We start from the raw sequence: 26,270 nt of genomic DNA on the forward strand, positions 1-26,270 counted from the left end.
ATAGTGAAGGGCTTATTCCTTCATATGTGTTTCGCCATGACCGACGCTCTACCCGCCTCCCCCGCCATCCTGAATCACAACCACATCGCCAGGCTGCGCAACAGTCCTGTCGCTCGCCTGCTTTCGGGATCGATCTGGGTCCTGAAAGCCTGGCAGCTCGACATGGCGATGCCGCCCCCTGTAGAAACCTGGATCGACCACCAGTTCAGCGAAGCCCTGAGAACGCCCTTTAACGAAACTGTCGACCTGGATGCCGTGCACATCGACTTCACCACCGAGGAGCATCCCGCGGTGGATGTGGACGGGCAGGAGCGCTATGAGCTGAGGCTGTCCTTGCGCGAGCTGGGCCGAACCCTGCTGGAACCAGAAGCCTTTCTTGCCCTGACCCGCTGCGCTGTCGAGCCTGAACGCCCGCTGCTCGACCATGCCCCTGGGTTTACGATCCAGCATCTGTTCAGAATGCTGATCAGGGCCAACTGGCCTGGCGCCTACGAAACTCTATTGCGCCAGTTCTGGCAGCGCTACGTTGACACATGGCAACTGCTCGCCAAATGTTCATTTCTGCATGGCCTGCACCGACAGTACAAAACCGGAAAGATCAGCCGCGACAGCTATTGGCTGGGCCTCAACACGATGGGCATCCATCGCCTCCCAACAACGCTCGATCCTCTGGAGGCGAGCGTTTCGCCCCAACACTCGACCGTCAACGGTGTGCTGCTGAACGACGAACCCATTCCCGGTCTGTTTCATGTGAAGTCCCGACGCACCGGGCACTGCTTCGTTCATCTGCAGGGTGAGCAGCCCGATTGCCTGGAGTACATCAGCGACAACGCCCCCTGGCACTCCGAGAAAGTGCTGGAAATACTCAACCGGTCACCCTGGCACCGGGCGCATCTGGACTTGGGCGATGCGCCGGGCCATCTCACACTCGGCAGGGAGATTCGTGGCGATCTGTTCACTTACCTGCGCTCGGCGCAAGAGCAATTCTCGCTCGATCACCTTGCTGTCCCTTCGTTGCTGCTACTGATCAACCCGGCGTTGACACTGATCAGTGCGCTCGACCACTGGCACAGCGCGGCGCACCTCAAGAAACGCATTCCAACACCACTGGGGGTGGCCAACCGGATCATGGGTAAATGGCTCACACAGACGCTCGGGCGCAAAGTCGATCCAGCCCATGTGTTCGTTCGCTACCTTCGAGGCACATCCATCAGACCCTGGGGGCATGCGCAACTGGCCGTGAATCCCGAGATCGTGTCCCCTGATGAAACCCCGGTCGCACTCGATCAGGCGCTGGTACAGAACTTTCGCGAGCGCCGCCCGATCGGCTATGACGACGAAGGCGGGCGCTGGGTCGTGTACGAGGACCATGACGGTGCAGGCCAGTGGCGCGTGGAGAATGAAGTTCCACTCACTGCGGCGGCTGTCGAGCGCCATATCAGAAACATCAAGTTCCTCACCAACATGAGCGGCAAACTGCGGCGGTTCTGGCAAGATCAGTCGCCTGCCGTCGAGCGCGGCCTGTGGTCGACGCTGATCGGTCAGGCCCTGTTCAACCTCAAACACGGTGACCTGTCGACCAAGGGGTTCAATCTTCTGGTGTCTGCCCTGCAGGAGCAGAAACGCAGCATTTCCCGGCGCCATGCTCAGTGGAGCGCCATTGGCTTCTATCTGGACGGTGGCCCTGTGGGGGGCACGCTGTGCCCACCTTGCGGGGGGTTGCTTGTACTGCGTCATGCTGGTCAACCGGGAGGCGTCCTGTACCAGGCGGGTCAGCCTCGGGCCTTCGTTGAATTCACGACCTCCGGGCAACTGAGCGAGCACCTTCGTCGTGCCGCTGCCGATCCCTCATGGCGTGCCACTGTCCTCAACTACATGCCCCTGCACCTTCACTCATCGTGCAACTACATTCTGGAACTGTGGGCAGACCTGAGGCGCCCTCCAGAGCCCGTATCGCGCCTGCGTCCCTGGACTGATCGGCTGTATCGCGAAGCGGTGTACAAAGCCGTGAATCATGAATGGGGCGAACAGCTTCTTGAAGGATGTCCCGTCAGCTTTATCCTGGAACAACTGCGCAGCAACAGCCTCTCCGACGCGCAAAGCAGCATCGTGACCGACCGCGAATTGCTGCTCGATGATTTGACCCGACGACTCAACCGCTTGCAGGTCCTGCTTGCACCACTGGCGCTGCTATTACCTGCTGCCGCGATTGCGTCACTGACGGCAAGCGCAGCCAGCCTTGCGTTGCGTGTTCAGGCAGCGAATCTTCCGGGCGACCGGACAGAGGAAAAACGGCAGGTGCTGGCCATCATTCTGTCACTGGGCCTGCTGCAACTTGCTCCCGCCACCCCCAGCCTGCTCCGGTCGTTCAGTCGCCTTGCCACGCCCACGAAGCTGGTCGGACTCACCGCAGCTACCCCGCCCCTGCGCAATTTCGGCCTGTGGCTGCAACATGCCACGCAATCGCGTAAAACCGTGCTAAGCCGCTTTTTTAACGGATCGGGGCCGCTGAAAAATTGGCGGGTGGCCGCAAGCCGCACCTTCGATAGCGAGCCAGTCAGGGTCTGGAAACTGGGGCGCAAATTCCTGCTCTGGACGTCCGACCGTTCGCAAGCCAGAACCCTGGTGGTCAGTAGCCACGGCTACTATTTCCCCTGGACTCGCACCACCGCCGTCCCCAATGGCACGGAACTCAGAACCTACGCCCCTCATGGCCATGTGCTGATTGATCCCGGCCTGCACAAAGTGGTCAGTCAATCCGTGCTGCCCTACGCAAAAATCGATAGCACACAGCCACAGGCGGGACCGGCAACAATGTCGTTTTCCAGTCTTGTCGAAGGTGACACCTTGATGGCGGGTACGACCTTGTCCGGCCATATCAAGAACTACTCGCTGGCCAAATACCAAAGCGACACCTATGAGAGCTATCGGGACATTTCCCAAATCGTTTCCAACAGCTATCGCTCACCGCTGCCCGCCGAGATACCGGCAACGCCCATGGACGTGCTCACTGTACGCAACCGCTTCGGCATGGCAGGCGCAACACTGGAGGATCTGTTCGAGCAATTGCATCGACACGGTATTCACTACGACAAGATTCTGCTCGTGCATTGCCGTTGTTCGGTGATCAGCGCAAGCCTGGGACTGGCGCCCAGATTCGTGCCTGACACGGCCGCAATCCCCATTTCGCCCTGAGCAAACCGGCCGGAAACTGCACAAGCCCATGGCGCCAAGGGGTGGCAGCAGGCTAGCATGTGTCGCTCAATGGATTACTTCTTCAAGCGGACTGGTCATGCCCCTTCGTTCCACGCTCCATTCACAACGCTCCCTGCTGTTGACGTTGGTGATCCTGTTGGGGAGCGGCTTTCTGGCAACCTCCTTGCTCAGCTATTTCGCCTCGCGGGACGCCATTCGCGACAGCATCGTCAACACCGAATTGCCGTTGACGTCGGACACGGTCTACTCCGAGATCCAGAAAGATCTGGTCCGCCCGGTGCTGATCTCGTCAATGATGGCCCGCGACACCTTCGTACGCGACTGGGTCGTGGCAGGGGAGAAAGACTCGCAGCAAATGACGCGCTATCTGAAAGAGGTGATGGATCACTACGGTGCCTACACCTCGTTCTTCGTGTCCAACCAAAGCCTGACCTATTACCAGGCCAAGGGCGTACTGAAGAAGATCCGGCCCGACGAGCCTCGCGACGTCTGGTACTACCGCGTGCGGGACATGGCCGAACCTTACGAGATCAACGTCGACCCTGACCTGGCGAACAAGGACAACCTGACCTTCTTCATCAACTACAAAGTGTTCGACTACAACGACAACTTCATCGGTGCCACGGGCGTGGGGCTGACCGTCGACGCCGTGATCAAGCTGATCGACCGCTATCAACAGCGCTACCAGCGCAGCGTGTACTTCGTCGACGCGTTCGGACGTCTGGTGCTGACCGGCGCCGAAGGCGGCCCGCAAGGGGCGAAGATCGGCCAGGTGTTGCGCGAGTTGCCGAACCTCAAGGACTTGCAGGCGCAAATGCCCAAGCCCCAGAGCGGAAGTTATCAATATGAGTCGCTGGGCGATGGGCACTTTCTCAACGTGCGCTACATCCCCGAGCTGAACTGGTACCTGTTCGTCGACAAGCGTGAAGACGGCGCGTTGACGGACATTCGCCGCTCGCTGTATCTGAACCTGTCGATTTGCCTGGCGGTCATGTTGCTGGTGCTGTACTTGCTGCATCGGGTCATTCGTCGTTTTCAGGTGCGCATCGAAACTCAGGCGATGGTCGACAGCTTGACCGGCTTGCCGAATCGCCGCGGCTTCGACCGCATCGCGATGAACGCCATCGACGACGCACGACGCGATCACAAGGCGCTCTCAGCCATGCTGCTGGACCTGGACCACTTCAAACGCCTGAACGACACCCACGGCCATCTGGCGGGTGACGAAGTGCTGACCGGTTTTGCCGACGACGTGCGCCGCTGCCTGCGTGAGAGCGACATCATTTGCCGTTGGGGTGGCGAAGAGTTCATCATCCTGCTCAAGGACACCAACAGCAGCGGTGCCCGACGCGTCGCCGAGAAAATTCGTCTGCTCGCCGAGCAACACACCTACGTGTTCACAGGCTCTGCCCTGCAAGTCACGGTCAGTCTGGGCGTGACCGAACTTCACCCCGACGACACCCTGCAAAGCCTGATCGCACGCGCGGACCAGGCGCTCTATAGCGCCAAGCAAAGCGGGCGCAATCAGGTGTGTACCGAGATGGCAGAACCGGCATGACGAGCACTGACATCAACCCTGATACCTGTCCGGTGTGTGGCCAAAGCAACCGTTGCACGCTGGCCGATCCGCGCACGGTGGATCGGGCGTGCTGGTGTTTTACAGAGACCATCGATTCTGCGGTGTTGGCGGCATTACCCGAAGACGTCCGAAACAAAGCCTGCCTGTGCCCGCGTTGCGCCGGCCTTGTCGAAGCAGACCAAGCCACGCCCCTACAAAGTCGTCACATACCTTAATATCCGCATCCTTCTCTCTACCCTCAAACGCCCATGCGCCTCGACCGCTTCCTCAGCAACCTCCCCCGCTTCAGCCGCAAGGACGTGCGCCTGGCATTGCTCGCAGGTCGAGTGACGGTGGATGGCGTAACGATCAGAGAACCGCTGCACGAAGTGCGTGAATTCAGCCAAGTGACCTTCGATGGCGAAATCCTGCAAATGGGTAAACCCGCCCGCTACTTCATGCTGCACAAACCACCCGGCTGCGTCAGCGCTACCCGCGATCCGCAACACCCCACCGTCCTCGACCTGTTGGACGAGCCGGACAAACAGGATCTGCACATCGCCGGACGCCTGGACTTCAACACGTCGGGCCTGATGCTGATCACCAATGACGGCCAATGGTCCCGCCGTCTAACCCAACCGAGCACCAAACTGCCTAAGGTGTATCACGTCGAAACCGAGCAAGAGATCGGTGAGCACTACATCGAAAAATTCGCAGAAGGCTTCTACTTTGCCTTCGAAGACCTGACCACACTCCCAGCGCACTTGACGATACTTGACAGCCATCACGCACGGCTGAGCATCGTCGAAGGCCGTTATCATCAGGTCAAAAGGATGTTCGGTTTTTTCGACAACAAGGTTGTGAATCTGCACCGGGAAAGCATAGGGCCGCTGGTTCTCGATCCCGCCTTGCAGCCCGGGCACTACCGGGCACTTTCTGCTGAAGAGATTCAGCACATCTGACGTCTTTCGACCGCTCGGCAGGTCGTGTAGGACAATTCGCGAACGGCACTTGCGACATCCCGGGTCGCCTGCTTGAATCCAATCGTCGGTCCACATGTGACCGGAGAGTCACTTACGCATTCTAAGAAACCTTTTGTCGGTACCACGCGGCCAAGCGCGACATCCGACAAATCGCCCGCCAATAACAATACCTGTCGGCCAGCCCGTAAACGGACCGACACGGGGCCACTTCAAGGCATTGCCTACCTGTCACGAAACTCGTGCAACGTCACTGTTAACGTCGCTGCGCGCACACCTGTTTTAACGTCAGGAGACATGGATATGAGGCCAGAAATCGCTGTGCTTGATATACAGGGCCAGTTTCGGGTTTACACGGAGTTCTATCGCGCAGATGCCGCAGAAAAGACCATCATCATGGTGAACGGCTCACTGGCCACTACAGCATCTTTCGCCCAGACCGTCCGCAACCTGCACCCGCAATTCAACGTGGTGCTCTATGACCAGCCGTATGCGGGCAAATCCAAACCCCACAACCTCAACGAAACACCGCTGACCAAGGAAATCGAAGGGCAGATCCTGCTGGAGCTGATCGACCACTTCAACGCCGAGCACATCATGTCGTTCTCGTGGGGTGGCGCTCCGACACTGGTTGCCCTGGCCCATCGCCCCAAACGCATCGAAAAGGCCGTCATCAGCTCGTTCTCACCCGTGATCAACGAACCGATGCGCGATTACCTCACCCGAGGCCAGCAACACTTGGGCGCGTTCGACCGCTTCGAAGTCGGCACCTTGATCAACAGCACGATTGGCAAGCACTTGCCCTCGTTGTTCAAGCGCTTCAATTACAAACACGTCAGCTCACTGGACCTGCACGAATACGCGCAGATGCACCACCACATCAACCATGTGCTGGAAGCGACGACGCAGAAACAGCTCAAGGCCGCCAAACGCATCAACGTGCCGGTGCTGTTCATGAATGGGGAATGGGACGAATACACGTCGGTGGATGACGCCAGGCTGTTCCAGAACCATGTGCGCGACTGCCATTTCACCACCATCAAGGACGCCGGGCACTTTCTGGATATGGAGCACAAGGCAGCCTGCCTGGACTCTCAGAACGCTCTGCTGAGCTTCCTCACCCCGGCCCCGGAACCGAGCCGAAACCGCTACAGACAGGTACAGACGCACCATGCATTTGCAATCTGACCGTGAAGGTCCAAAGGTACGGATTCATTCGCCAGCGCCCGTCCAACAGTTCTCGGCGGATGAATCCCGAACCTTCTGTCAGCAACGCTGAATGCTCGACGAGGTATTTAAAGCTTCAATTCGTCAGCGGCATCTGGTACAAAGTCACCCGCTGAACGCGTCAAGGCCATTCACGAGAGCGCTCTCGGAAACGCCTGCTTTGGCATGTAAAAAAGTGTGTCAAATGCGGGTATAGTTTAGTGGTAAAACGAAAGCTTCCCAAGCTTTAGTTGAGGGTTCGATTCCCTCTACCCGCTCCAGAAATTTACTCCTGACGTTAGGTCAACATGACTTGATGAGGGAATCGTTATACGAAACCGGCCCGATTGGCCGGTTTTTTTATGGATGACAATCTAGAGATTTCATATCTCATACACAGATATCTGCAATCTAATTTATTCGCTTCTCCAGATACCCAGTTCTGCCTAACGTAACCCATCCGAAATCACCCAGGCGATGACGATGGAAAACGCTCACCTCTCTTCTCGCTCCACAACCACTCACACCAGCCCCCACAACAGCAAATGGGCCATTGCGTCAGGCTTTTCCGCAAGCCTCGTCGGCATTGGCCTTGCACGTTTCGCGTATACCCCGCTGCTGCCCGCGATCATCGATGCGGGGTGGTTCGACTCGTCGAAGGCGGCGTATCTGGGGGCTGCGAATCTGGCGGGGTATTTGATGGGCGCGTTGACGGGCCGAGTGATGGCAGAGAAGTCGTCCACCGCTTTCACGCTGCGAGCAATGATGCTGCTGGCGAGTGTCGCGTTTCTGGCCTGCGCCTTTCCGGTTTCCTATCTGTGGTTTTTCGTGTGGCGGCTGCTGTCGGGGATTTCCGGTGGTGCGTTGATGGTACTGGCCGCTCCTGCGGTGTTGGCGCACGTCGCGCCGTCGAAGAAAGGGCTGGCGGGCGGGGTGATTTTCATGGGGGTCGGCGTCGGGATTGCAGCCTCGGGAACATTGGTGCCGTTGTTGCTGCAACAGGGGCTTACACAGACGTGGCTGGGGCTTGGCGTGATCTCGCTGCTGTTCACAGCACTGGCGTGGAAGGGATGGCCATTGCAGGAAGTTGAGCCGACGAAATCGGGTCAACCCCCACGCCAGACGAAAAACACCACGCTCAAGGCCCTGTACATCGAGTACGCGTTAAACGCCGCAGGCTGGGTGCCGCACATGATTTTTCTGGTGGCGTTCATTGCCCATGGATTGAACGAGGGGCTGGAGGTCGGGGCTCATTATTGGGTGCTGTTTGGTATCGGCGCGACATTGGGGCCGCTACTGGCAGGGGTTTTGGCGGACAGGGTGGGCTTTGCTCTGGCACTTCGGCTGTCGTTCATCCTTGAGGGGGGGTGCGTGTGTATTCCCGCCCTCAGTGCGAGCGCGCCGTGGCTGATAGCGTCGAGCATGGTGGTCGGCGCGTTCGTAACCGGAACGGTGCCTTTGGTGCTCGGTCGTGTTCAGGAACTGTTGGCCCACCATCCTGCTCAGCAAGGCCCTGCCTGGCGCACGGCCACCGTGGGTTTCGCCCTGTTTCAAGCAGTCGCGGCCTATGGGTTTTCGTATCTGTTTACACTCAGTGGCGGCCAGTACGCGCTGCTGTTCATGCTGGGGACCGGAGCCATCGCGCTGGCACTTCTGATCGACCTTGTCGCGGCGCGAGTTCCCAGCCGCATCACGCGATAGCGCCTCAGGCCAACTGACGAACATTCAGCGAGCGCGCCTGGCTCTCCAGATGCACGCTCTTGAGAAACGTCGCCAATGCACTGGAGAAATGGCTGTCGACACGCCGTATGAAAACCGTCTCGACTTGAGCAAAAGCGGGCGGTATTTCGTGCACGGCAACGCGCCCTTCCTGCCACGCATCCGCCACGACGCCTCGGGGCAGCAGTGTGACGCCAACGCCCGCTGACACGCAGGCGATGATCGCCTCGATGGAACCGAAATCCAGCGGCTCGGGCGCCTGAACGCCAAGGCTTGCGAGCAGCGCATCGAGGCGCTGACGGTAGGAGCATCCGACCCGGAACACGATGGTTTTCAAATGAGCGATGGTCGCGACCGCGTCCAGTGAACGGATGGCGCGGGAGGTGACCAACACCAGCTCTTCGTGAAACACCGTTTCGGCGAGCAACTCGGGATGACTGACGGGTCCGGCCACAAACGCACCTTCAAGCTGACAATCGACAACCGCCTGAATCAGGCTACTGGTCGTGCCCGTCCTGACCACCGGGCGGACGTCGGGATACGTCTTGGCGAAACGCGCGATCAACAGTGGCAGACGCAGTGCGAGAGTGGTTTCCAGCGTGCCGATTTCCAGCACGCCTGATGGCGTGCCGTCGTCACGGGCAGCAGCGGCGGCATCGGAAAGCAGTTTGGCGAGTTTTGCGGCGTAGGGTAAAACGCGCCGTCCGGCAGGCGTGATCTGCACGCCTTTGGCACTGCGCTGAAATAACGAAACACCGAGTTCGTCTTCCAGCGAACGAATGCGTGAAGAAACGTTGGATTGCACGGTGTTCAGCTCGACAGCGGCCTTGTTCATGCTGCCGTGCCTGGCCACAGCGTCCACGACTTTCAGATCGATCACATCCACGGGGCTTACCTGCTATCTCAAAAACCAATAACCCTTAAAGGGTTTATAACGCTTTCGAGATTAAGCCGCATGGTGATCAGGAACAAGTCGGCGCGCACGTCAGGTCGATTGGGGAATATCGACCCGACGCCCGCGCCTGTGCTCTGCAGCATTCAGAACGAGTAGTCAGCGCTCAGCATCAGGCCACGACCTGCACCTGGCACGCCGTAACCACGGCCGTTGTATTGCGACCAGTAGTGCTTGTCGAACAGGTTGTTGACGTTCACCCGCACATCCAGATCGCGAGTGGCTCGCCAACTGACCATGGCGTCATGCACCACGTAATCCGGGACAGTGGTTTCGCCTGCGCGAGTCAGGACAGCGCCTTGACCACGGTAGATTTTCACCTCGTCGACGTAACGCACACCGTAGCTGACCGAAAGGTCCAGCGGCAGCTTGTAAGTGGTCCATAGGTTGAGGGCATTCTGCGGCGTGTTGGCCAGCTCCAACCCTTCTTCCGAACCGTTGTAGCCTTTGACCAGCTTGCTGTTCTCGTGGATGTAGCCGCCGTAGACCGACCAGTTGCGAGTGATGTTGCCGGTGCCGGAAAGCTCCAGACCGCGCACGCGCTCTTCGCCGCCCGTGAATGCGGTGCCTTCGTCATCGTCGATGAAGGTCAGTTGGCGTTTGGTTTCGAACACATCGCCGGTCAACTCCAACGCACCGTCGTACAACTCCCACTTGGTGCCCAGTTCGTAGGTCTTGCCCCGATCGCCCTTGGTCGATGCAATGCTGCCCGTCTGCGCCACGGCCAGTACGCCGGACGGCTGCTTGGCGTTGGCGTAGCTGATGTAGAAGCTGCCGTTGCGCACCGGTTTATAGACCAGCGCGGTGTGAACACTGGTGAGTTTTTCCGATTGATCGGAATTACCCAGATCGGTCCACGCAGCCGTCTGGCTGGCGCGGCTTTCGTTGTCGGTCACGCGAGCATCGAAATGGTCCTGACGCGCAGCCAGATGCAACTGCCAATTGTCATTGAACTTCAGCGTATCGAGCACGTAAAACGCCTTGTCCGTCTGCTCCACCGATTGCTTGGCAGAGTAGTAGGTGTTGGCGCTGAATGGGTACTTCGACCAGTCGTTGCTGGACGTCGGCAGGCTGCCCATGCGCGCACGGTCGGCGGCGGTGAGTGCCCCGGTTTTCGAATCCAGCGTTTGCTTGCTCAGGTCGAAGCCGCCGACCAGCGTATGACCAATGCCGAAGGTGTCGACTTTCCAGGTCAGGTTGGTCTGGTTGCTGAAGGTTTCGTTGGTCTGCGTCCGCTGCGGAGTGTTGACGTTACGGCGGTAGATTCCGCTGCCGGCCTGAATCCCTGGCGCACCCGCCGTGGCGTCACCGCCGGGTGTGGTGATGAAGTAATCGTGATCCAGATGGAAATAGGTGAACTGGGTGTCGACGCTCAGCGAATCGTTGAAGTCATGGGCGAACTTCATGTTCAGACGATGGGATTCGTTGTCTTCGTAGTTCAGGTTGCGCCAACCCCAGTAGCTGTTCCAGCTCGCGCCACCGGCCCGGCTCGGGCGGCTGCCGTTGGTACCGTTGACCGTCGGGATACCGTAATCCGGGTTGCTGTTGTCGTGAATGTATTCGTACGCAACGGTGAAGCGGGTGTCGGTGCCCAGACCCAGTGCCAGCGAAGGCGCGAAGCCATAGCGCTCGTCGCCGACCCAGTCACGACCATCGACCCCAGAGTTGTTACCCATGATATTCAGACGGAACGCGGCGCCTTCGCCCAGACCGTCAAGGGTGTGGTTTACGTCCAGCGTGCCGCGACGATAATCCGCCGTGCCAACGCCCGCGCTGACGTGATTGAAGTCGTCAAGCACCGGCGCTTTGGTCACCAGATTGACGGCGCCGCCAGTCGCACCCACGCCCCAACCTGCGGAACTGGAGCCTTTGAGCACTTCCACCGATTCAGTATTGAAAAAGTCATTGCGCGAATATTTCGCGGGGTCACGCACGCCATCGCGATAGATGTTGCCGTCGGCGTTGAAGCCACGAATGGTCAGGCTGTCACCCACCCCACCGCCGCCCTCGCCGGAGTTGAAGGTGATGCCCGGCACGTTGCGCAGCGCGTCTTTCAAGCTCTGAGCGTTTTGCTCCTTGAGCAGTTGCGACGACACCACCGTGACGCTTTGTGGCGTGTCCAGCAGTGGCTCGGTGGACTTGGACGAGCTGAGCTTCTCGGTGGTGTACGGCGCATCGCTCTGGCTGTCGATGCTGGTGGCCGGGAGGGTCAAGTCCTCCGCCGCCGCTTGACCGGTCGAGGCGTCCTGTCCGGCCGCCCAAGTCGACATCGGTAACGCCATGAACGTCGCCAGCCCCATCAACGGCGCGAGCGTGTGTGTACGAGAAGCGGCAAGCGAAAGGCTGGCGCCGCGCTGGAGGTTGAGTTGGGTTGGGGAGGACATCAGTCGGCCTTCGTCAAGGAGAATAAATCGCATTCACAACAGCGAAATTCTATCAACGGCCTTTTGCCAGCTTTACAGGGATTTGTAATGGAGATGCGTGGGATGCGGGGCTGACATATTTCGTTACATTTCAGCCGGTCAGGTGTACGTCATGCCCGGAAGCATTTTCGGGTGACCCGTCGTAGAGCAATATCCAGAAACCTACCTTCCAGGCTTGCCGCCTCTCCGTCCATCAGGCTGGTTACTCCTATCCATTTAAAAACATATTAAAAAGCCCCTGCTCAATCACAGGGGCTTTAAGCCGCTCCCGCACTCAATGCCTCGTCTCATCCTTCGCCCTGTGCGCTTTTTTCTCAGGCTTATCCTCATTAACTTGAGCCTTCATCGCCGCCCGCTCTTTATAAGCCGGTAGCGACGCCGCAAACGCCATCGCCTCCTCCCTTGTCCCGAACGATCCCAATCGGTCATGGTCGGTGCAGACGCGCCATGGACCGTTGTTCACGTTAATCACGTCGTAACCGTTGAAATGCGTTTTGCTAAGCATCGCACTGTGCATGGGTACCTCCCTCTCATTCAGAGAGTGTTGTGGGCTCTGACCCGAAAAACCTTACACCCGGTATCAGCCTGTTGACTCACCAGCGGACCGACGGCGTCTGGATCGCGGGATTTGAACGTTCAGAGGTTAGAAAAGCGCAGGGTTCAGCAGTTCGAAGGTTTTTCAGTTTGACCGACCACAGGCAGCCACATTGACAAGCCAGACCTGTGTTCCTATAAGTCCACTCCGTTCTGGCTCTGGTCAGTGCCTGTTCACCCGAAAGCGAAGCGAGACGATGGATTTCACCGATTTTGATGCCAAATTGTCCGACTGGACCCAGTTGCAGACCATTCATCCCTGCTCGGGCCTGTTGCTGGGTAACGGCGCGAGCCTGGCCGTGTGGAAGAACTTCGCATACGACTCGCTGTTCGAACTGGCCCAGACGACCCGTAACAAGCCGTTGAGCCCGACCGAACTGGCGCTGTTCAAATCGATGGAAACGGAGAACTTCGAGCCCGTGCTCAGCGGCCTGAAGGTGGCGATGCGAGTCAATGCCGCACTGACGATCAGTTCGTCATCCCCACGTAATCGCTACTTCGCTATCAAGGAAGCATTGATCCATGGCATTCGCTCGGCGCACATTCCGTGGCGTTTGATGGCGCCTTCGACCATCGCCCATATCGGCCATGCGCTGGGTCAATACGACACGGTGTACTCAACCAATTACGACCTGCTTGCCTACTGGGCAGTGATGCATGGTGCACACCCGTTCGATGATCTGTTCGACGAAGACGCCACCTTCAACCTGCACCGCACCGCCAGCCACGCTACCCGAATTCTGTATCTACACGGCGGCATGCACCTGGTGAAGAACTTCGACGGCACCACGCGCAAGCTGCAATCTTCGGAAAGCACCCTACTGGGCAGTTTTGCCGTCAACGCGCTGGAGGACGTGCCACTGTTCGTCTGTGAAGGACGCAGTGACGACAAGATGAAGATCATCCGTGGCTCGGATTACCTCGCTTATTGTCACGCTCAACTGGCGCAGCACCAGGGTGCGCTGTGCATCTTCGGTCATGCACTGGGTCGGCAGGACCGGCACATTCTCAATGCCGTTCTTCAGGCCCGTCCGAAAACGGTGGCCATTTCGGTCCTGCCTCGCAGCGACGCATTTGTGCAGCACCAGAAACGGCATTACAGCACCCTGTTCGAGGGGCAGAATATCGAGCTGCAGTTCTTCGATGCCAGAACTCATCCACTGGGGAATCCGGATCTGGCGGTGCCGGTGGCGCGGTTGAAGGAGGGGTTGGAATTGAAGAACGGCTGATCACCGCCCTACGATCACTGCATCTTCCCCAGCCAAAACAGAAACCGGACCTCAAATGGTCCGGTCATTCATCCCGACAATCACAACGCTCCGATTCTTCCCACCCTGAAGCGTTTACTCGTTACTTTCCGACAACGCGCCCGCCAACACCGCACCGCCCTGTGCTTGTCTGCCGACGCTGGCGGCCATCGTTTCGGTCGAGAGCCGGACACTGCTCAAGGCCGCCAGACGGTCGCTGCTCGTCGATCTGACGACGCTCGATGACCACTGAGCCGCCACGGTCGCCATCCATGCGAACACGAACACTACGACACCTTGCAACGCCCACTTTCCGATGACCGACACGATGGTTCTCCTGACTAAGTTCAATGGCAGCAATTTGACCTTCAAACTGTTGCAGGAAGATGGCATTCAAGTTCTGCACCAACATTTGACCCTGAGCGGCGCTCACGGAAAAATCCTCGAAAACGGCATTTCCACCCTGTCCCCCAAAGTGTACGGCTGATTCTGTCGCTAGCTGTTAAGGGGCTAAGTGCCCGTTCTGTGGCTGAATGAATGTCTTCGTTCATCTATAACAACAAGGCACGATTCAACATGTCTTCTCGCGAAAACACCGGCATGCTCCTGGGGCTGCTCGGAGTGGTCATCTTCAGCCTGACCCTGCCCATGACCCGTATCGTCGTTCAGGAAATCCATCCACTGCTCAACGGCCTTGGGCGAGCACTTGTGGCGGCGATTCCGGCAGCCGCGTTGCTGCTGTGGCGCCGAGAGAAGCTGCCCACGCTCGCTCAGTTCAAAGCGCTGATGGTGGTGGCCCTGGGTGTGATCATTGGCTTCCCGGTGTTGTCGGCCTGGGCCATGAAAACCCTTCCGGCGTCCCACGGCGCACTGGTCAACGGCCTACAGCCCTTGTTGGTGGCGATCTATGCCGCGTGGTTGTCTCATGAGCGTCCGTCTCGCGCCTTCTGGGCCTGCGCTGCGATGGGTAGTGTGTTGGTGCTGGGGTACGCGCTGATCAGCGGCGCGGGCAATTTGCAGGCGGGCGATTTGCTGATGGTTGGGGCGGTGGCGATTGGCGGCCTGGGCTACGCAGAAGGTGGGCGACTGGCGAAACAGATGGGCGGCTGGCAGGTGATCTGTTGGGCGCTGGTGATTTCGATGCCAGTGCTGGTCATCCCCGTCGGCTATCTGGCTTCACAGCATCAGGGACCCATTTCGATGGGGGCGTGGTGGGCCTTCGGCTACGTATCGCTGTTCTCCCAGTTCATTGGCTTCTTCGCCTGGTACGCAGGCCTGGCCATGGGCGGGATCGCGCGGGTCAGTCAGATCCAGTTGGTACAGCTGTTTTTCACCATGGCCTTTTCGGCGCTGTTCTTCGGTGAGCACATCGACCCGATCACCTGGATTTTCGCCGCAGGCGTGGTCGTGACGCTGGCCATTGGACGCAAGACCGCAGTCATCGCGCCAAAGCCGGTCGCGGCCACCCGCCTTTAACCCAGCAAGCCATCCGCCTGGAGCAACGTCTCCAGGCACTGCTCGCTGATGGTGTAGAAGGTTTTCAGCTCCTGAATCTTCGCCAGCAACTCGGCCGGATCGGTCGCAGTGGCACGCTTGACCGCCAGAATCATCTTGTTTTTGTTGGTGTGCTCCAGCGAGATGAACTCAAAGACCTTGGTCTCGTAACCGCAGGCTTCCAGCAACAGCGCGCGCAAGGCATCGGTCACCATCTCGGCCTGCTGGCCCATGTGCAGGCCGTATTGCAGCATCGGCTTGAGCAACGTCGGGCTTTGAATCTGCAGACGAATCTGTTTGTGACAGCACGGCGAGCACATGATGATCGACGCGCCGGAACGGATGCCGGTGTGAATCGCATAGTCGGTCGCGATATCACAGGCGTGCAGCGCGATCATCACGTCCAGTTCACTCGGGGCCACTGAACGCACATCGCCGCATTTAAACGCCAGCCCCGGATGCTCCAGTCGACTGGCCGCGTCGTTGCACAGTGTGACCATGTCTTCACGCAGCTCAACCCCCGTGACGTTACCTTCGGCCTGCAAGGTGTTGCGCAGATAATCGTGGATCGCAAAGGTCAGGTAGCCTTTGCCCGAGCCGAAGTCCGCGACCGTCACCGGCTTGTCGAGGTTGATCGGCGAGGTGGCCAGGGCATGGGAAAACACCTCGATGAACTTGTTGATCTGCTTCCATTTGCGCGACATGGAAGGAATCAGCGCATGCTGTTTATCGGTCACGCCCAGATCGGTGAGGAACGGACGGCTCAACTCCAGATAGCGTTTCTTCTCACGATCATGCCCCGCAGACGGCGCTTCGCGCTGCTGTTGAGGGGTATTGCGATGCAACGTGCTCTTGCCCTTCTTGCCGAACTCAAGTTGCACTTCGTCCGTCAACGAGAGTAAGTGAGCGTTCTTGAACGACTCGGGCAACAGGCTGGCAATCAGCGCCTGGGCTTCTGGCAAGGAATGATTCTTGGTGATGTCCCGGGTCTTGTAGCGATAGACGAAGGACAGGCAAGGCTGCTGCTTGATCGTGGTCGGTTTGATGATGATCCGTTGCAACTCCGCCTCCTCACCCACGTATCTGGCCAGCACCAGCTTGATCAGCGAGTTCTGTGTCAGACAGGTCTCAAGCAGGCTCAGAAAGTCCGCGCGGTGATCCTGCGCAGGGGTGGTGTTGGGGGCGGTGACGGACATCGGGTGCAGCCTCGGGAAGCGAATAATGCGAGGGCGGTATTTTAGGCGGGGATGGGGTGGTGATGGGCAATTTATTTGCGGCTACCGCAGTCCGGCTTGCCGGACTGCTACAGAGCCTTATTCCAGAACGATCAGCCGATTGGGCAATTCATTGCGCGGCTGGGTCACCGGCACCTGAGCACTCAGCACCTCGCCGCAAGAACGAATGCACCCCAGAAACCCTTCCAGAATCTTGCCCTCCCCCACTTGCCGGGTGAAGACATCGACCATCGAGCGCCAGACCATGTCATCCACCTGCCGCGCAATTCCATCGTCGACGATGATTTCTACGTAGCGCTCGGCCTCACTGACAAAAATCAACACACCGGTGCCGTTCGCCGTGGCATGCAGGTTCTGCTCAAGAAACTGCCGTCGCGCCAGGCTGCCCGCCCTCCAATGCCGCACCGAACCGGGCACCAGCCGCGTGACGATCGCCGGTAAACGGCAAAACAACGCCACCACAATAAAAGTAGCAATCTGGGTCAACAGCAATTCGTTAGCGTTGAGCCAACCGGGATAGAAGTTGATCAGCCCCGGCAATAGCAAGCCGATCAGCCCCGCCCAGATCAGCGGTGCGTAGGCGTAATCATCGGCGCTGGCCGCCAGCACCGTGACCAGTTCAGCGTCCGTCGTGCGTTCCACCGCTTCAATGGCCTTGGCGACCTGCCGCTGTTCGTCTTCGGTGAGTAACGTCATGCATTGCGACCTTGTTGAACCATCGACTACCAGCCCCCGGAGGCACCGCCCCCACCAAAACTGCCACCACCGCCGCGCATGCCGCCGGAGCTGGACCCGCCCGAGCCAAAGCCCCCGCCACCACGGGAGCTACCCGGGCCGATGATGCCCACACCGCCGTAGCGCGCACTGATATAGCAGGCGATCACAAACAGCACGAACAGCAACAGGGTCATGCGCCAGTCCGTGACATCGTCGCCCCCCGTCGCCCCCATCGCAGGCTCGGCCAACGGATCGCCACCCAGCACCTGCACGATGGCATCGGCACCGCGATTGATACCGCCGACAAAATCGCCCTGTTTAAAGGCAGGCGTGATGATCTGATTGATGATGACCGACGATTGCGCATCGGTCAGACGATCCTCAAGGCCGTAGCCCACCTCGATGCGCACCCTACGCTCTTCCTTGGCGACGATCAGCAGCGCACCGTTGTCCTTGCCCTGCTGGCCAATGCCCCAGTAACGCCCCAACTGATAGCCGTAATCTTCGATGGTGCTCCCCTGCAGGTTCGGCACCGTAACCACCACGACCTGTTCGGTGGTCAGTTCTTCGTGTGCCCGCAGCATCTGCGACAAACGCTCCCTGCTTGCGTTGTCGATCATGTCAGCGGTATCGACCACCCGCCCGCTCAATGCCGGGAATCTGATTTCAGCCAACACCTGGGGAGCGAAGACGCCCACCAACATGGCCAGCAACGCGACTGCTACACCCCGCCGCGCCGCCCGCATCAGAATTTCACTTCCGGCGCCTTGTCGGCCCCGGCGCTGGTGGCTTCAAAGTTGGGACGTATCGGCAAATCGCTGTACATCACCGAATGCCAGAGCCGCCCCGGAAAGGTACGAATTTCGGTGTTGTACTTTTCCACCGCCGCAATGAAATCACGCCGGGCCACCGCAATCCGATTTTCGGTACCTTCCAGTTGCGACTGCAGCGAGAGGAAGTTCTGATTCGATTTCAGATCGGGGTAACGCTCGGACACCACCATCAAACGGCTCAAGGCTCCTGTCAGTTGGCCTTGGGCATCCTGGAACTGTTTGAGTTTGGCTGCATCGTTCAGGGTATTGGCGTCGATCTGGATCGACGTTGCCTTGGCCCGCGCCTCGATCACCGCGGTCAACGTTTCCTGCTCCTGTTTGGCGTAGCCCTTTACTGTTTCTACCAGATTGGGGATCAGATCAGCCCGGCGCTGGTACTGATTCTGCACTTGCGCCCACGCAGCCTTGACCTGTTCGTCGTAGGTCGGGATGTTGTTAATACCGCAACCGGCTAACAAGGTGCTCAACAGCATCAGCAGTGTTAGTGACAAATTGTAACGACTGCCCCGAATATGCCCGTAACGCTCGATTTGCATGGCCTGCGTGCCTCTTTATGTCCTGCGTTTGTCGTCCCGTCAGACATGACTTTAGCCAAATCGGACGATCCCCGGCATAATCTTGGCCCATTACGTCGCCAGGCTCTGGATTGCCGCTGTGCTATCGGATAAAACTCGCTGCGCTACTGATGCTCTAACGGGCCGGGAGTTCAGCGACGACTGCGTCCTGACGACAACAAAAACCAAAGGTTTCACACCAAGAACAAAGGCCACCCGGTATTTCGCGCGAGTTGCCGGTCGACGCCTTGAGAACCTCATACATGAATAAGCTGTGTTTACTGAGTCTCGTCATCGGCCTGGCCAGTCAGTCCGTCTGGGCTGAAACGGCCGCCAAGCCCGCCAGTAATCTCTCCACGTTGCAAGCCAAGAACGCCTTCATTGCCAATCTGATGAAGCAAATGACCCTTGAAGAGAAGATCGGTCAACTGCGCCTCATCAGCATCGGGCCGGAAATGCCCAAGCCTGAAATTGCCAAGGAAATCGCGGCAGGCAAGATCGGCGGCACTTTCAACTCCGTCGTGCTGCCCGACAACCGCGCCATGCAGGACGCCGCTGTCGCCCACAGCCGCATGAAGATCCCGATGTTCTTCGCCTACGACGTGGTCCACGGCCAGCGCACCATTTTCCCGATCAGCCTGGGCCTGGCATCGACCTGGGACATGGACGCCGTTACCCGCGCCGGTCGCGTCTCGGCGATCGAAGCTGCCGCCGACGGCGTGGACATGACCTTCGCGCCGATGGTCGACATTACCCGCGATGCCCGTTGGGGCCGCAGCTCCGAAGGCTTCGGTGAAGACACTTATCTGGTGTCGCGCCTGTCCGCGACCATGACCCGCGCCTTTCAAGGCACCAGCACTCAGGCGCCGAACAGCATCATGGCGGCGGTCAAACACTTCGCCTTGTATGGCGCGGTCGAAGGCGGTCGTGACTACAACACCGTCGACATGAGCCCCGTGCGCATGCAACAGGACTACCTGCCACCTTATCGCGCCGCCATCGATGCAGGCGCGGGGGGTGTGATGGTCGCCCTCAACTCGATCAACGGCGTGCCTTCCACCGCCAACACCTGGCTGTTGCAAGACGTGCTGCGCAAGGACTGGGGCTTCAAGGGCGTGACCGTCAGCGACCACGGCGCGATCAAAGAGCTGATCGACCACGGTGTCGCCAAGGACTTCCGCGAAGCCGCAAAGCTGGCGATCAAGGCCGGTGTTGACCTGAGCATGAACGACAAGGCCTATGGCGAAGAGCTGCCTGCGCTGGTCAAGAGCGGTGAAGTCTCGGTCAAGGAAGTCGACAACGCCGTACGTGAAGTGCTCGGCGCCAAGTGGGAAATGGGCCTGTTCGCCAACCCGTATCTGCGCATTGGCGCAGCCGTTGATGACCCTGCCGACCGTAACGCCGAAAACCGCCTGCACCGCGCCGAGGCCCGTGACGTCGCGCGTCGCAGCATGGTGCTGCTGAAAAACGACAACAACACCCTGCCACTGAAGAAACAAGGCACCATCGCCGTTATCGGTCCTCTGGCAAAAAGCTCGCTGGACATGATGGGCAGTTGGTCGGCGGCAGGCCTTGCTCGTCAAACGGTCAGCGCGTATGACGGCGTGGCGAACGCAGTGGGTGACAAGGCAAAAATCCTCTACGCCAAAGGCGCCAACGTCACCGACAACCAGGAAGCCATCCGGTACCTGGACAACATGGATGACCAGATCCCGATCGACGGTCGCCCTGAGCAGGAGATGATCGACGAAGCGGTCAAGGTTGCGCAGCAATCGGACGTGATCGTTGCTGTTGTCGGCGAGTCTCGCAACATGTCTCACGAAGCCGCGAGTCGCGTCGACCTGGTGATTCCGGGCCGTCAGCGTGACCTGCTCAAAGCGCTGAAAGCCACGGGTAAACCGCTGGTCATCGTCTTGATGAACGGCCGCCCGCTGGCACTGGTCGAGGAAAACAAACAGGCCGACGCGATGCTGGAGACCTGGTTCCTCGGAACCGAAGGCGGCAACGCCCTGGCTGACGTACTGTTCGGCGACTACAACCCGTCGGGCAAACTGCCGATGACCTTCCCGCGCTCGGTCGGTCAGGTGCCTGCGTACTACAACCACCTGAACACCGGTCGTCCGTATCGCGTCAACGATTCGAACTACACCTCCAACTACTTCGAAGAGCCGACCAGCCCACTGTTCCCGTTCGGTTACGGCCTGAGCTATACCCAGTTCAGCGTGTCGGACATCGTGTTGTCGATCAACAAAATGACCCGCAAGGACAAGCTGACGGCCACCGTTCAGGTAAAGAACATCGGCAAAGTGGCGGGTGAAACGACGGTTCAGCTTTACCTGCGTGATGTTGCAGCATCACTGAGCCGCCCGGTGAAAGAACTGAAAAACTTCCAGAAGATCATGTTGAAGCCGGGCGAAGAAAAGGCCGTGACCTTCACCCTGACCGAGGAAGACCTGAAGTTCTTCAACCCGTCGCTCAAGTACGCGGCTGAAGCCGGTGACTTCAAGCTGATGATCGGGCTGGATTCCGAAAATGTGAAAGAAGCCAGTTTCACTTTGCAGTAAGAAGCCTGTTGGCAAGGTGCAAAATCTTGCCAATAACACATCCCTCTTGTGAGAGCCGGCTTGCTGGCGAAAGCGGTGGGTCATTCAACATGGTGTTGTCTGATACGACGCTTTCGCCAACAAGCCGGCTCCACAGGTTCTGCGTCGAAAACGAGATTTGGATTCGGCGCGATATTTGTGGGCCGTTACCATGCCACGCTCTGCCCGCCTCATTGTCTATGCTCTGCTTATCATCGCGGGTGCAGTGATCGTCGCGACATTAGCGATGCACCAGGCACAACGTCACGCGCTGGAAGACGACGCGGCAAGAGCACAGCAACCACTCTCGCTATACGCCAACACCCTGCAAACCCTGATCGAACGTTACCGCGCCCTGCCCGCGGTACTGGCGCTGGACCCGCAATTGCGCGCCGCCTTGAACGGCCCGGTCAGCCCCGAAACCACACAGGCGCTCAACCTGAAGCTGGAACAGATCAACGGCGCCGCAAAATCGTCGACGCTGGAGCTGCTTGACCGTAACGGTCTGGCCATCGGCGCCAGCAACTGGAAGCTGCCCAGCAGTTATGTCGGCCACAACTACGGCTTTCGCCCCTACTTCACTCAAACCAAAGCCACAGGCGTCGGGCGTTTCTACGCCGTGGGTGTGACCAGCGGTATACCCGGCTATTTCCTGTCCAACGCCGTACACGATGATGCAGGGCAGTTCATCGGCGCGATGGTGGTGAAGCTCGAATTTCCCGATCTGGAACACACGTGGGCACAAGGTGATGACATACTGCTGGTCAGCGACGCCAAAGGCATCGTGTTCATTGCCAACCAGCCCGGCTGGCGCTATCGGATGCTGCATTCACTGTCCGACCAGGACGTGGCCGAACTGCGCAGCACCCGCCAGTACGATAAACAGCCGTTGACCGCGCTGAACCGACAGTCGCTGCGTACTTTCGGCGAGCGCAGTGAACTGACCCGGATCATCGCCCCTGAAGGCACTGCCGATTACCTATGGCAATCCCGGCTCCTCCAACCCGAAGGCTGGACCTTACACCTGTTGCGCAAACCCCAACCCGCCACCGAGGACCTGCGCAACGCTGCTCTGGCCGCAGCTGGGGTCTGGTTGACGCTGGTGTTTCTGGGGCTGTTCCTTTACCAGCGCTGGCGGCTGGCCCGTATCCGTCAACGCAGCCGTGAAGAACTGGAACAACTGGTGCAAGCGCGCACCCGAGACCTGCAAACCGCGCAGGAGGGCCTGGTGCAATCGACCAAACTGGCGGCGTTGGGCCAGATGTCCGCCGCGCTGGCCCACGAGATCAATCAGCCCCTGACTGCGCAACGCATGCAGTTGGCAACGCTGCGCCTGCTGCTCGACCACGGCCGCATCGAGGATGCCGCCAGGGCGCTGACCTTGCTCGACCAGCAATTGACCCGTATGGCCGCCCTCACCGGCCACCTCAAGACCTTCGCCCGCAAAAGCCCCAGCGGCTTGCGTGAACGACTGGATCTGGCCTGCGTGGTTGATCAGGCCCTGTTGCTGCTCGAGGCCCGGATTCGCACTGAGCGCGTGAGTTGTGTACTGGATCTGACGCGTCCCGCCTGGGTCTTGGGCGATGCGATTCGACTGGAACAGGTGCTGATCAACCTGCTGCGCAACGCGCTGGATGCCATGAGCGATAAACCGCTCAAACGTCTGGAAATTCGAATCAGTGAAGACAGTGATCATTGGCGGCTCTGCGTCGCGGACAGTGGCGGCGGAATTGCCGATGAGCATCTGGCCAATATTTTCGATCCGTTTTTCACCACCAAGCCGGTGGGGGACGGTCTGGGATTGGGCCTGGCGGTGTCCTACGCCATCGTGCATGAATCAGGGGCACGCCTGATCGCCGAAAACCTGAATACGGGTGCACAGTTCTCTTTCTCTCTGCCCAAGGCGCCGGAGGCCGAAAAACCATGATGAACTCGGTAATTGTGGTCGATGACGAAGCGCCGATTCGAGAGGCGATCGAACAATGGCTCTCCCTGTCCGGATTCGAGGTCAAGGTGTTCAGCCGCGCGCAAGACTGCCTGAAACATCTGCCTGCGGACTTTCCGGGCGTGGTGCTCAGCGACGTACGCATGCCAGACATGAGCGGGCTGCAATTGCTGGCTGAACTGCAAACCCGCGACACGGACCTGCCTGTCATCCTGCTCACCGGCCACGGCGATGTCCCCATGGCGGTCGAGGCCATGCGCGACGGGGCCTATGACTTTCTGGAAAAACCCTTCACCCCGGAAACCCTGCTGACCCGCCTTCATAGGGCGCTGGAGAAACGGGAACTGGTGCTGGAGAACCGCCGCCTCCACGCACACGTTGACACGCAGAACCGCCTGGACGCGACATTGCTGGGGCTGTCGCCCGCCATGCAGACCCTGCGCCGTCAAGTGATGGATCTGGCTTCGCTTCCGGTCAACGTGCTGATTCGTGGCGAAACCGGCAGCGGCAAGGAAATGGTCGCACGTTGCTTGCACGACTTCGGTCCGCGCGCGAACAAGCCATTCGTGGCCGTCAACTGCGCCGCCATTCCCGAGCAACTGTTCGAAGCCGAACTGTTCGGCCATGAAAGCGGCGCGTTCACCGGCGCCCAGGGTAAACGCATTGGCAAGCTGGAATACGCGGATGGCGGCACGCTGTTTCTGGACGAGATCGAGAGCATGCCGCTGGCTCAACAGGTAAAACTCCTGCGGGTGATCCAAGAGCGGCGCCTGGAACGACTGGGGTCGAATCAGAGCATTGAGGTCGACTTACGCATCGTCGCGGCCACCAAACCCGATCTGCTCGAAGAAGCCCGTGCCGGGCGCTTCCGAGAGGATCTGGCGTATCGCCTCAACATCGCCGAATTGCGACTTCCTCCATTACGCGAGCGACGTGAAGACATCCCGCTTCTGTTCAACCACTTCTCGCGTCAAGCGGCGCAACGTCTGAGTCGCAGCGCTCCAACGCTCAGTGGCGGCCAATTGGGTCATCTGCTGAGCCACGACTGGCCCGGCAACGTACGCGAACTGGCCAATGCGGCCGAGCGTCAGGTGCTGGGGCTGGACAACCCGGCCTCGGTCGATCTGCCAGCAGGGCAATCCCTCGTCGCTCAGCAGGAAGCGTTCGAAGCTCATTGCCTGCGCTCGGCGTTGAGTCGGCATCGTGGGGACATCAAGGCGGTGCTCGAAGAGTTACAACTGCCGCGCCGTACCTTGAACGAAAAAATGCAGCGCCATGGGTTGGTGCGCGAAGATTTTCTTGGCCCCTAGCGCCAGCCCTTTGTAGCAGCCCGGCCTGCCAACGATGCTTGTGTAGCAGCTCGGCTTGCCGGACTGCTACGGCGCCCCATGCGTCGGCAGTTTTTCGCTCACCCCAATAACGCCCATAAGCGGATTTCCGCTCACTAGAACTTCACAAACCCTTCTAAACCGGGCCTCTCACGCCTTGGCACAGGTCCTGCTATCACAGTCGTCAGACCGCTTCGCCGCGTTCCCTCTAAAAACAATGACTTGCAGGTAAACCTCATGGCTATCCCCAACTCTGCATCATCTGGATCGGCTACGGCGCCTGTCGCCGAAAAGACCACCAGCAGCCGTCTGAAATCCATTTTCTCCGGTTCGGTCGGCAACATGGTCGAGTGGTACGACTGGTACGTCTACGCCGCCTTTTCCCTCTATTTCGCCAAAGTCTTCTTCCCGAAAGGCGACACCACTGCACAACTGCTGAACACCGCCGCGATCTTCGCTGTGGGCTTTCTGATGCGCCCGATCGGTGGCTGGTTGATGGGCCTGTACGCCGACCGCAAGGGGCGCAAGGCTGCGCTGATGGCCTCGGTGCTGCTGATGTGCTTCGGCTCGCTGATCATCGCCCTGACCCCAGGCTATGAAACCATCGGCGTCGGCGCGCCGATCCTGCTGGTGCTCGCCCGTCTGATGCAAGGCCTGTCGGTGGGCGGCGAATACGGCACCTCTGCCACCTACCTCAGTGAAATGGCCACCAAGGAAAGCCGCGGGTTCTACTCAAGCTTCCAATACGTGACCCTGATTTCCGGCCAACTCATCGCATTGGGTGTGCTGATCGTCCTGCAACAAACCCTCACCACCGAAGAGCTGAACGCATGGGGCTGGCGCATTCCGTTCGCCATCGGCGCCCTGTGTGCGGTGGTCGCGCTGTTCCTGCGTCGCGGCATGGAAGAAACCGAGTCGTTCACTCAGAAGAAAGAAGCACCGAAAGAAAGCCTGATGCGTACCCTGATGCGCCATCCCAAGGAACTGGCGACCGTCGTCGGCCTGACCATGGGCGGCACGCTGGCCTTCTACACCTACACCACCTACATGCAGAAATACCTGGTGAACACCGTCGGCATGAGCATCTCCGACTCCACCACCATTTCTGCGGCCACGCTGTTTCTGTTCATGTGTTTGCAACCGGTGATTGGCGCGCTGTCGGACAAAATCGGCCGTCGCCCGATCCTGATCGCCTTCGGTGTACTCGGCACGTTGTGCACGGTGCCGATCCTCAGCACATTGCACACCATCCAGACCTGGTGGGGGGCGTTCTTCCTCATCATGGCGGCGCTGATCATCGTCAGCGGCTACACCTCGATCAACGCCGTGGTGAAGGCCGAGCTGTTTCCAACCGAGATTCGCGCATTGGGCGTTGGTCTGCCGTACGCTCTGACCGTGTCGATCTTTGGCGGCACCGCGGAATACATTGCGCTGTGGTTCAAGAGCATCGGCATGGAAACGGGCTACTACTGGTACGTCACCGCCTGTATCGCCGTCTCGCTGCTGGTGTACGTGTTCATGAAAGACACCCGCAAGCATTCGCGCATCGAGACTGACTGAGATGATGGCTTGCAGATACTCTGCTGCCGGTCGAGCTTTTCCGGTGGTAGCCGGCTTGGTGCGGGCGGCGTTCCGACGAAAGCGATAGGTCAATCAACTGATCTTTAACCGGTACGCCGCCTTCGCC

The 26,270-nt window shown here is 59.1% G+C and carries 21 protein-coding genes and 1 tRNA gene; 14 read left to right on the forward strand and 8 right to left on the reverse strand.

Annotation, left to right across the window (positions count from 1 at the left end):
• Positions 1-36: 36 nt before the first annotated feature.
• From ACI5GA_RS10640 to ACI5GA_RS10670, 7 genes are all read left to right on the forward strand, one after another.
• Positions 37-3,195 (forward strand): dermonecrotic toxin domain-containing protein, encoded by a 3,159-nt coding sequence (locus ACI5GA_RS10640; RefSeq protein WP_421422746.1) that lies wholly within the window; start codon positions 37-39, stop codon positions 3,193-3,195.
• Between the two features lie 97 nt (positions 3,196-3,292).
• Entirely contained in the window at positions 3,293-4,774 is a 1,482-nt protein-coding gene (locus tag ACI5GA_RS10645) for a sensor domain-containing diguanylate cyclase (protein ID WP_421422747.1), read from the forward strand.
• The gene (locus ACI5GA_RS10650; protein WP_421422748.1) at positions 4,771-5,010 is read left to right on the forward strand and encodes a cysteine-rich CWC family protein; all 240 of its coding nucleotides are present in this window, start codon (positions 4,771-4,773) and stop codon (positions 5,008-5,010) included. Before ACI5GA_RS10645 ends, ACI5GA_RS10650 begins: the two co-directional genes overlap by 4 nt.
• Before the next feature lie 33 nt (positions 5,011-5,043).
• Positions 5,044-5,736, forward strand: a complete 693-nt coding sequence (locus ACI5GA_RS10655) for a pseudouridine synthase (RefSeq protein WP_421422749.1) — start codon at positions 5,044-5,046, stop codon at positions 5,734-5,736.
• Positions 5,737-6,057: 321 nt separating this feature from the next.
• A complete protein-coding gene (locus tag ACI5GA_RS10660; protein ID WP_404635983.1) occupies positions 6,058-6,942 on the forward strand; it encodes an alpha/beta fold hydrolase in 885 nt (294 codons plus the stop codon).
• Between the two features lie 225 nt (positions 6,943-7,167).
• Positions 7,168-7,241: transfer RNA gene (locus ACI5GA_RS10665), tRNA-Gly, on the forward strand.
• 202 nt (positions 7,242-7,443) lie between these two features.
• Positions 7,444-8,661, forward strand: a complete 1,218-nt coding sequence (locus tag ACI5GA_RS10670) for a YbfB/YjiJ family MFS transporter (protein ID WP_421422750.1) — start codon at positions 7,444-7,446, stop codon at positions 8,659-8,661.
• A 4-nt stretch (positions 8,662-8,665) separates the two neighbouring features.
• On the opposite strand, the gene ACI5GA_RS10675 is transcribed toward ACI5GA_RS10670, so the two are convergent.
• The 3 genes from ACI5GA_RS10675 to ACI5GA_RS10685 form a co-directional block, all read right to left on the reverse strand.
• Complete coding sequence (locus ACI5GA_RS10675) at positions 8,666-9,565, reverse strand: LysR family transcriptional regulator (protein WP_421422751.1); 900 nt, start codon at positions 9,563-9,565, stop codon at positions 8,666-8,668.
• Between the two features lie 152 nt (positions 9,566-9,717).
• Positions 9,718-12,015, reverse strand: coding sequence for a TonB-dependent receptor (locus ACI5GA_RS10680; RefSeq protein WP_421422752.1), 2,298 nt, complete (start codon positions 12,013-12,015; stop codon positions 9,718-9,720).
• Positions 12,016-12,328: 313 nt separating this feature from the next.
• Positions 12,329-12,571, reverse strand: coding sequence for an SPOR domain-containing protein (locus ACI5GA_RS10685; RefSeq protein ID WP_404635975.1), 243 nt, complete (start codon positions 12,569-12,571; stop codon positions 12,329-12,331).
• A 274-nt stretch (positions 12,572-12,845) separates the two neighbouring features.
• Between ACI5GA_RS10685 and ACI5GA_RS10690 the strand changes: the two genes are divergently transcribed.
• Positions 12,846-13,877 carry a DUF4917 family protein gene (locus tag ACI5GA_RS10690; protein ID WP_421422753.1) on the forward strand — a complete coding sequence of 344 codons (1,032 nt, stop codon included), beginning with the start codon at positions 12,846-12,848 and terminating at the stop codon, positions 13,875-13,877.
• A 114-nt stretch (positions 13,878-13,991) separates the two neighbouring features.
• On the opposite strand, the gene ACI5GA_RS10695 is transcribed toward ACI5GA_RS10690, so the two are convergent.
• Positions 13,992-14,222 carry a hypothetical protein gene (locus tag ACI5GA_RS10695; protein ID WP_404635971.1) on the reverse strand — a complete coding sequence of 77 codons (231 nt, stop codon included), beginning with the start codon at positions 14,220-14,222 and terminating at the stop codon, positions 13,992-13,994.
• Position 14,223: 1 nt separating this feature from the next.
• Here ACI5GA_RS10695 and ACI5GA_RS10700 point away from each other — a divergent pair, with 1 nt between their 5' ends.
• A complete protein-coding gene (locus ACI5GA_RS10700; protein ID WP_421422754.1) occupies positions 14,224-14,382 on the forward strand; it encodes a hypothetical protein in 159 nt (52 codons plus the stop codon).
• Positions 14,383-14,471: 89 nt separating this feature from the next.
• Positions 14,472-15,371 carry a DMT family transporter gene (locus ACI5GA_RS10705; RefSeq protein WP_421422755.1) on the forward strand — a complete coding sequence of 300 codons (900 nt, stop codon included), beginning with the start codon at positions 14,472-14,474 and terminating at the stop codon, positions 15,369-15,371.
• On the opposite strand, the gene ACI5GA_RS10710 is transcribed toward ACI5GA_RS10705, so the two are convergent.
• The 4 genes from ACI5GA_RS10710 to ACI5GA_RS10725 form a co-directional block, all read right to left on the reverse strand.
• Complete coding sequence (locus ACI5GA_RS10710) at positions 15,368-16,585, reverse strand: class I SAM-dependent methyltransferase (RefSeq protein ID WP_421422756.1); 1,218 nt, start codon at positions 16,583-16,585, stop codon at positions 15,368-15,370. The two genes, ACI5GA_RS10705 and ACI5GA_RS10710, sit on opposite strands and share 4 nt — an antisense overlap.
• A 117-nt stretch (positions 16,586-16,702) precedes the next feature.
• Positions 16,703-17,320 carry a TPM domain-containing protein gene (locus ACI5GA_RS10715; protein ID WP_404635963.1) on the reverse strand — a complete coding sequence of 206 codons (618 nt, stop codon included), beginning with the start codon at positions 17,318-17,320 and terminating at the stop codon, positions 16,703-16,705.
• Positions 17,321-17,346: 26 nt separating this feature from the next.
• On the reverse strand, positions 17,347-18,087 hold the full coding sequence (locus ACI5GA_RS10720) for a TPM domain-containing protein (protein ID WP_404635961.1): 741 nt from the start codon (positions 18,085-18,087) through the stop codon (positions 17,347-17,349).
• On the reverse strand, positions 18,087-18,710 hold the full coding sequence (locus ACI5GA_RS10725; RefSeq protein WP_404635959.1) for a LemA family protein: 624 nt from the start codon (positions 18,708-18,710) through the stop codon (positions 18,087-18,089). The genes ACI5GA_RS10720 and ACI5GA_RS10725 overlap by 1 nt, the downstream gene beginning before the upstream one ends.
• A gap of 281 nt (positions 18,711-18,991) precedes the next feature.
• Here ACI5GA_RS10725 and bglX point away from each other — a divergent pair, with 281 nt between their 5' ends.
• The 4 genes from bglX to ACI5GA_RS10745 all read left to right on the forward strand — a co-directional run bounded on the left by bglX (position 18,992) and on the right by ACI5GA_RS10745 (position 26,143).
• Positions 18,992-21,292, forward strand: coding sequence for a beta-glucosidase BglX (gene bglX / locus ACI5GA_RS10730; RefSeq protein WP_404635957.1), 2,301 nt, complete (start codon positions 18,992-18,994; stop codon positions 21,290-21,292).
• Between the two features lie 190 nt (positions 21,293-21,482).
• A complete protein-coding gene (locus tag ACI5GA_RS10735) occupies positions 21,483-23,237 on the forward strand; it encodes a sensor histidine kinase (protein WP_421422757.1) in 1,755 nt (584 codons plus the stop codon).
• The gene (locus tag ACI5GA_RS10740; protein ID WP_404635953.1) at positions 23,234-24,565 is read left to right on the forward strand and encodes a sigma-54-dependent transcriptional regulator; all 1,332 of its coding nucleotides are present in this window, start codon (positions 23,234-23,236) and stop codon (positions 24,563-24,565) included. The genes ACI5GA_RS10735 and ACI5GA_RS10740 overlap by 4 nt, the downstream gene beginning before the upstream one ends.
• Positions 24,566-24,820: 255 nt before the next feature.
• Complete coding sequence (locus ACI5GA_RS10745) at positions 24,821-26,143, forward strand: MFS transporter (RefSeq protein ID WP_404635951.1); 1,323 nt, start codon at positions 24,821-24,823, stop codon at positions 26,141-26,143.
• Positions 26,144-26,270 lie beyond the last annotated feature (127 nt).

This window comes from Pseudomonas sp. Pseu.R1, assembly GCF_045764065.1.
Taxonomy (GTDB): Bacteria; Pseudomonadota; Gammaproteobacteria; order Pseudomonadales; family Pseudomonadaceae; genus Aquipseudomonas.

What these genes read in the sequence shown, in the direction of transcription:
- ACI5GA_RS10645 (WP_421422747.1), top strand. Translation starts at nt 3,293, where the DNA reads ATGCCCCTTCGTTCCACGCTCCATTCACAACGCTCCCTGCTGTTGACG.
- ACI5GA_RS10725 (WP_404635959.1), bottom strand. Translation starts at nt 18,710, where the DNA reads ATGCAAATCGAGCGTTACGGGCATATTCGGGGCAGTCGTTACAATTTG.
- ACI5GA_RS10735 (WP_421422757.1), top strand. Translation starts at nt 21,483, where the DNA reads ATGCCACGCTCTGCCCGCCTCATTGTCTATGCTCTGCTTATCATCGCG.
- ACI5GA_RS10670 (WP_421422750.1), top strand. Translation starts at nt 7,444, where the DNA reads ATGGAAAACGCTCACCTCTCTTCTCGCTCCACAACCACTCACACCAGC.
- ACI5GA_RS10720 (WP_404635961.1), bottom strand. Translation starts at nt 18,087, where the DNA reads ATGCGGGCGGCGCGGCGGGGTGTAGCAGTCGCGTTGCTGGCCATGTTG.
- ACI5GA_RS10660 (WP_404635983.1), top strand. Translation starts at nt 6,058, where the DNA reads ATGAGGCCAGAAATCGCTGTGCTTGATATACAGGGCCAGTTTCGGGTT.
- ACI5GA_RS10705 (WP_421422755.1), top strand. Translation starts at nt 14,472, where the DNA reads ATGTCTTCTCGCGAAAACACCGGCATGCTCCTGGGGCTGCTCGGAGTG.
- ACI5GA_RS10680 (WP_421422752.1), bottom strand. Translation starts at nt 12,015, where the DNA reads ATGTCCTCCCCAACCCAACTCAACCTCCAGCGCGGCGCCAGCCTTTCG.
- bglX (WP_404635957.1), top strand. Translation starts at nt 18,992, where the DNA reads ATGAATAAGCTGTGTTTACTGAGTCTCGTCATCGGCCTGGCCAGTCAG.
- ACI5GA_RS10655 (WP_421422749.1), top strand. Translation starts at nt 5,044, where the DNA reads ATGCGCCTCGACCGCTTCCTCAGCAACCTCCCCCGCTTCAGCCGCAAG.
- ACI5GA_RS10690 (WP_421422753.1), top strand. Translation starts at nt 12,846, where the DNA reads ATGGATTTCACCGATTTTGATGCCAAATTGTCCGACTGGACCCAGTTG.
- ACI5GA_RS10650 (WP_421422748.1), top strand. Translation starts at nt 4,771, where the DNA reads ATGACGAGCACTGACATCAACCCTGATACCTGTCCGGTGTGTGGCCAA.
- ACI5GA_RS10745 (WP_404635951.1), top strand. Translation starts at nt 24,821, where the DNA reads ATGGCTATCCCCAACTCTGCATCATCTGGATCGGCTACGGCGCCTGTC.
- ACI5GA_RS10710 (WP_421422756.1), bottom strand. Translation starts at nt 16,585, where the DNA reads ATGTCCGTCACCGCCCCCAACACCACCCCTGCGCAGGATCACCGCGCG.
- ACI5GA_RS10640 (WP_421422746.1), top strand. Translation starts at nt 37, where the DNA reads ATGACCGACGCTCTACCCGCCTCCCCCGCCATCCTGAATCACAACCAC.
- ACI5GA_RS10715 (WP_404635963.1), bottom strand. Translation starts at nt 17,320, where the DNA reads ATGACGTTACTCACCGAAGACGAACAGCGGCAGGTCGCCAAGGCCATT.
- ACI5GA_RS10685 (WP_404635975.1), bottom strand. Translation starts at nt 12,571, where the DNA reads ATGCACAGTGCGATGCTTAGCAAAACGCATTTCAACGGTTACGACGTG.
- ACI5GA_RS10740 (WP_404635953.1), top strand. Translation starts at nt 23,234, where the DNA reads ATGATGAACTCGGTAATTGTGGTCGATGACGAAGCGCCGATTCGAGAG.
- ACI5GA_RS10700 (WP_421422754.1), top strand. Translation starts at nt 14,224, where the DNA reads ATGGTTCTCCTGACTAAGTTCAATGGCAGCAATTTGACCTTCAAACTG.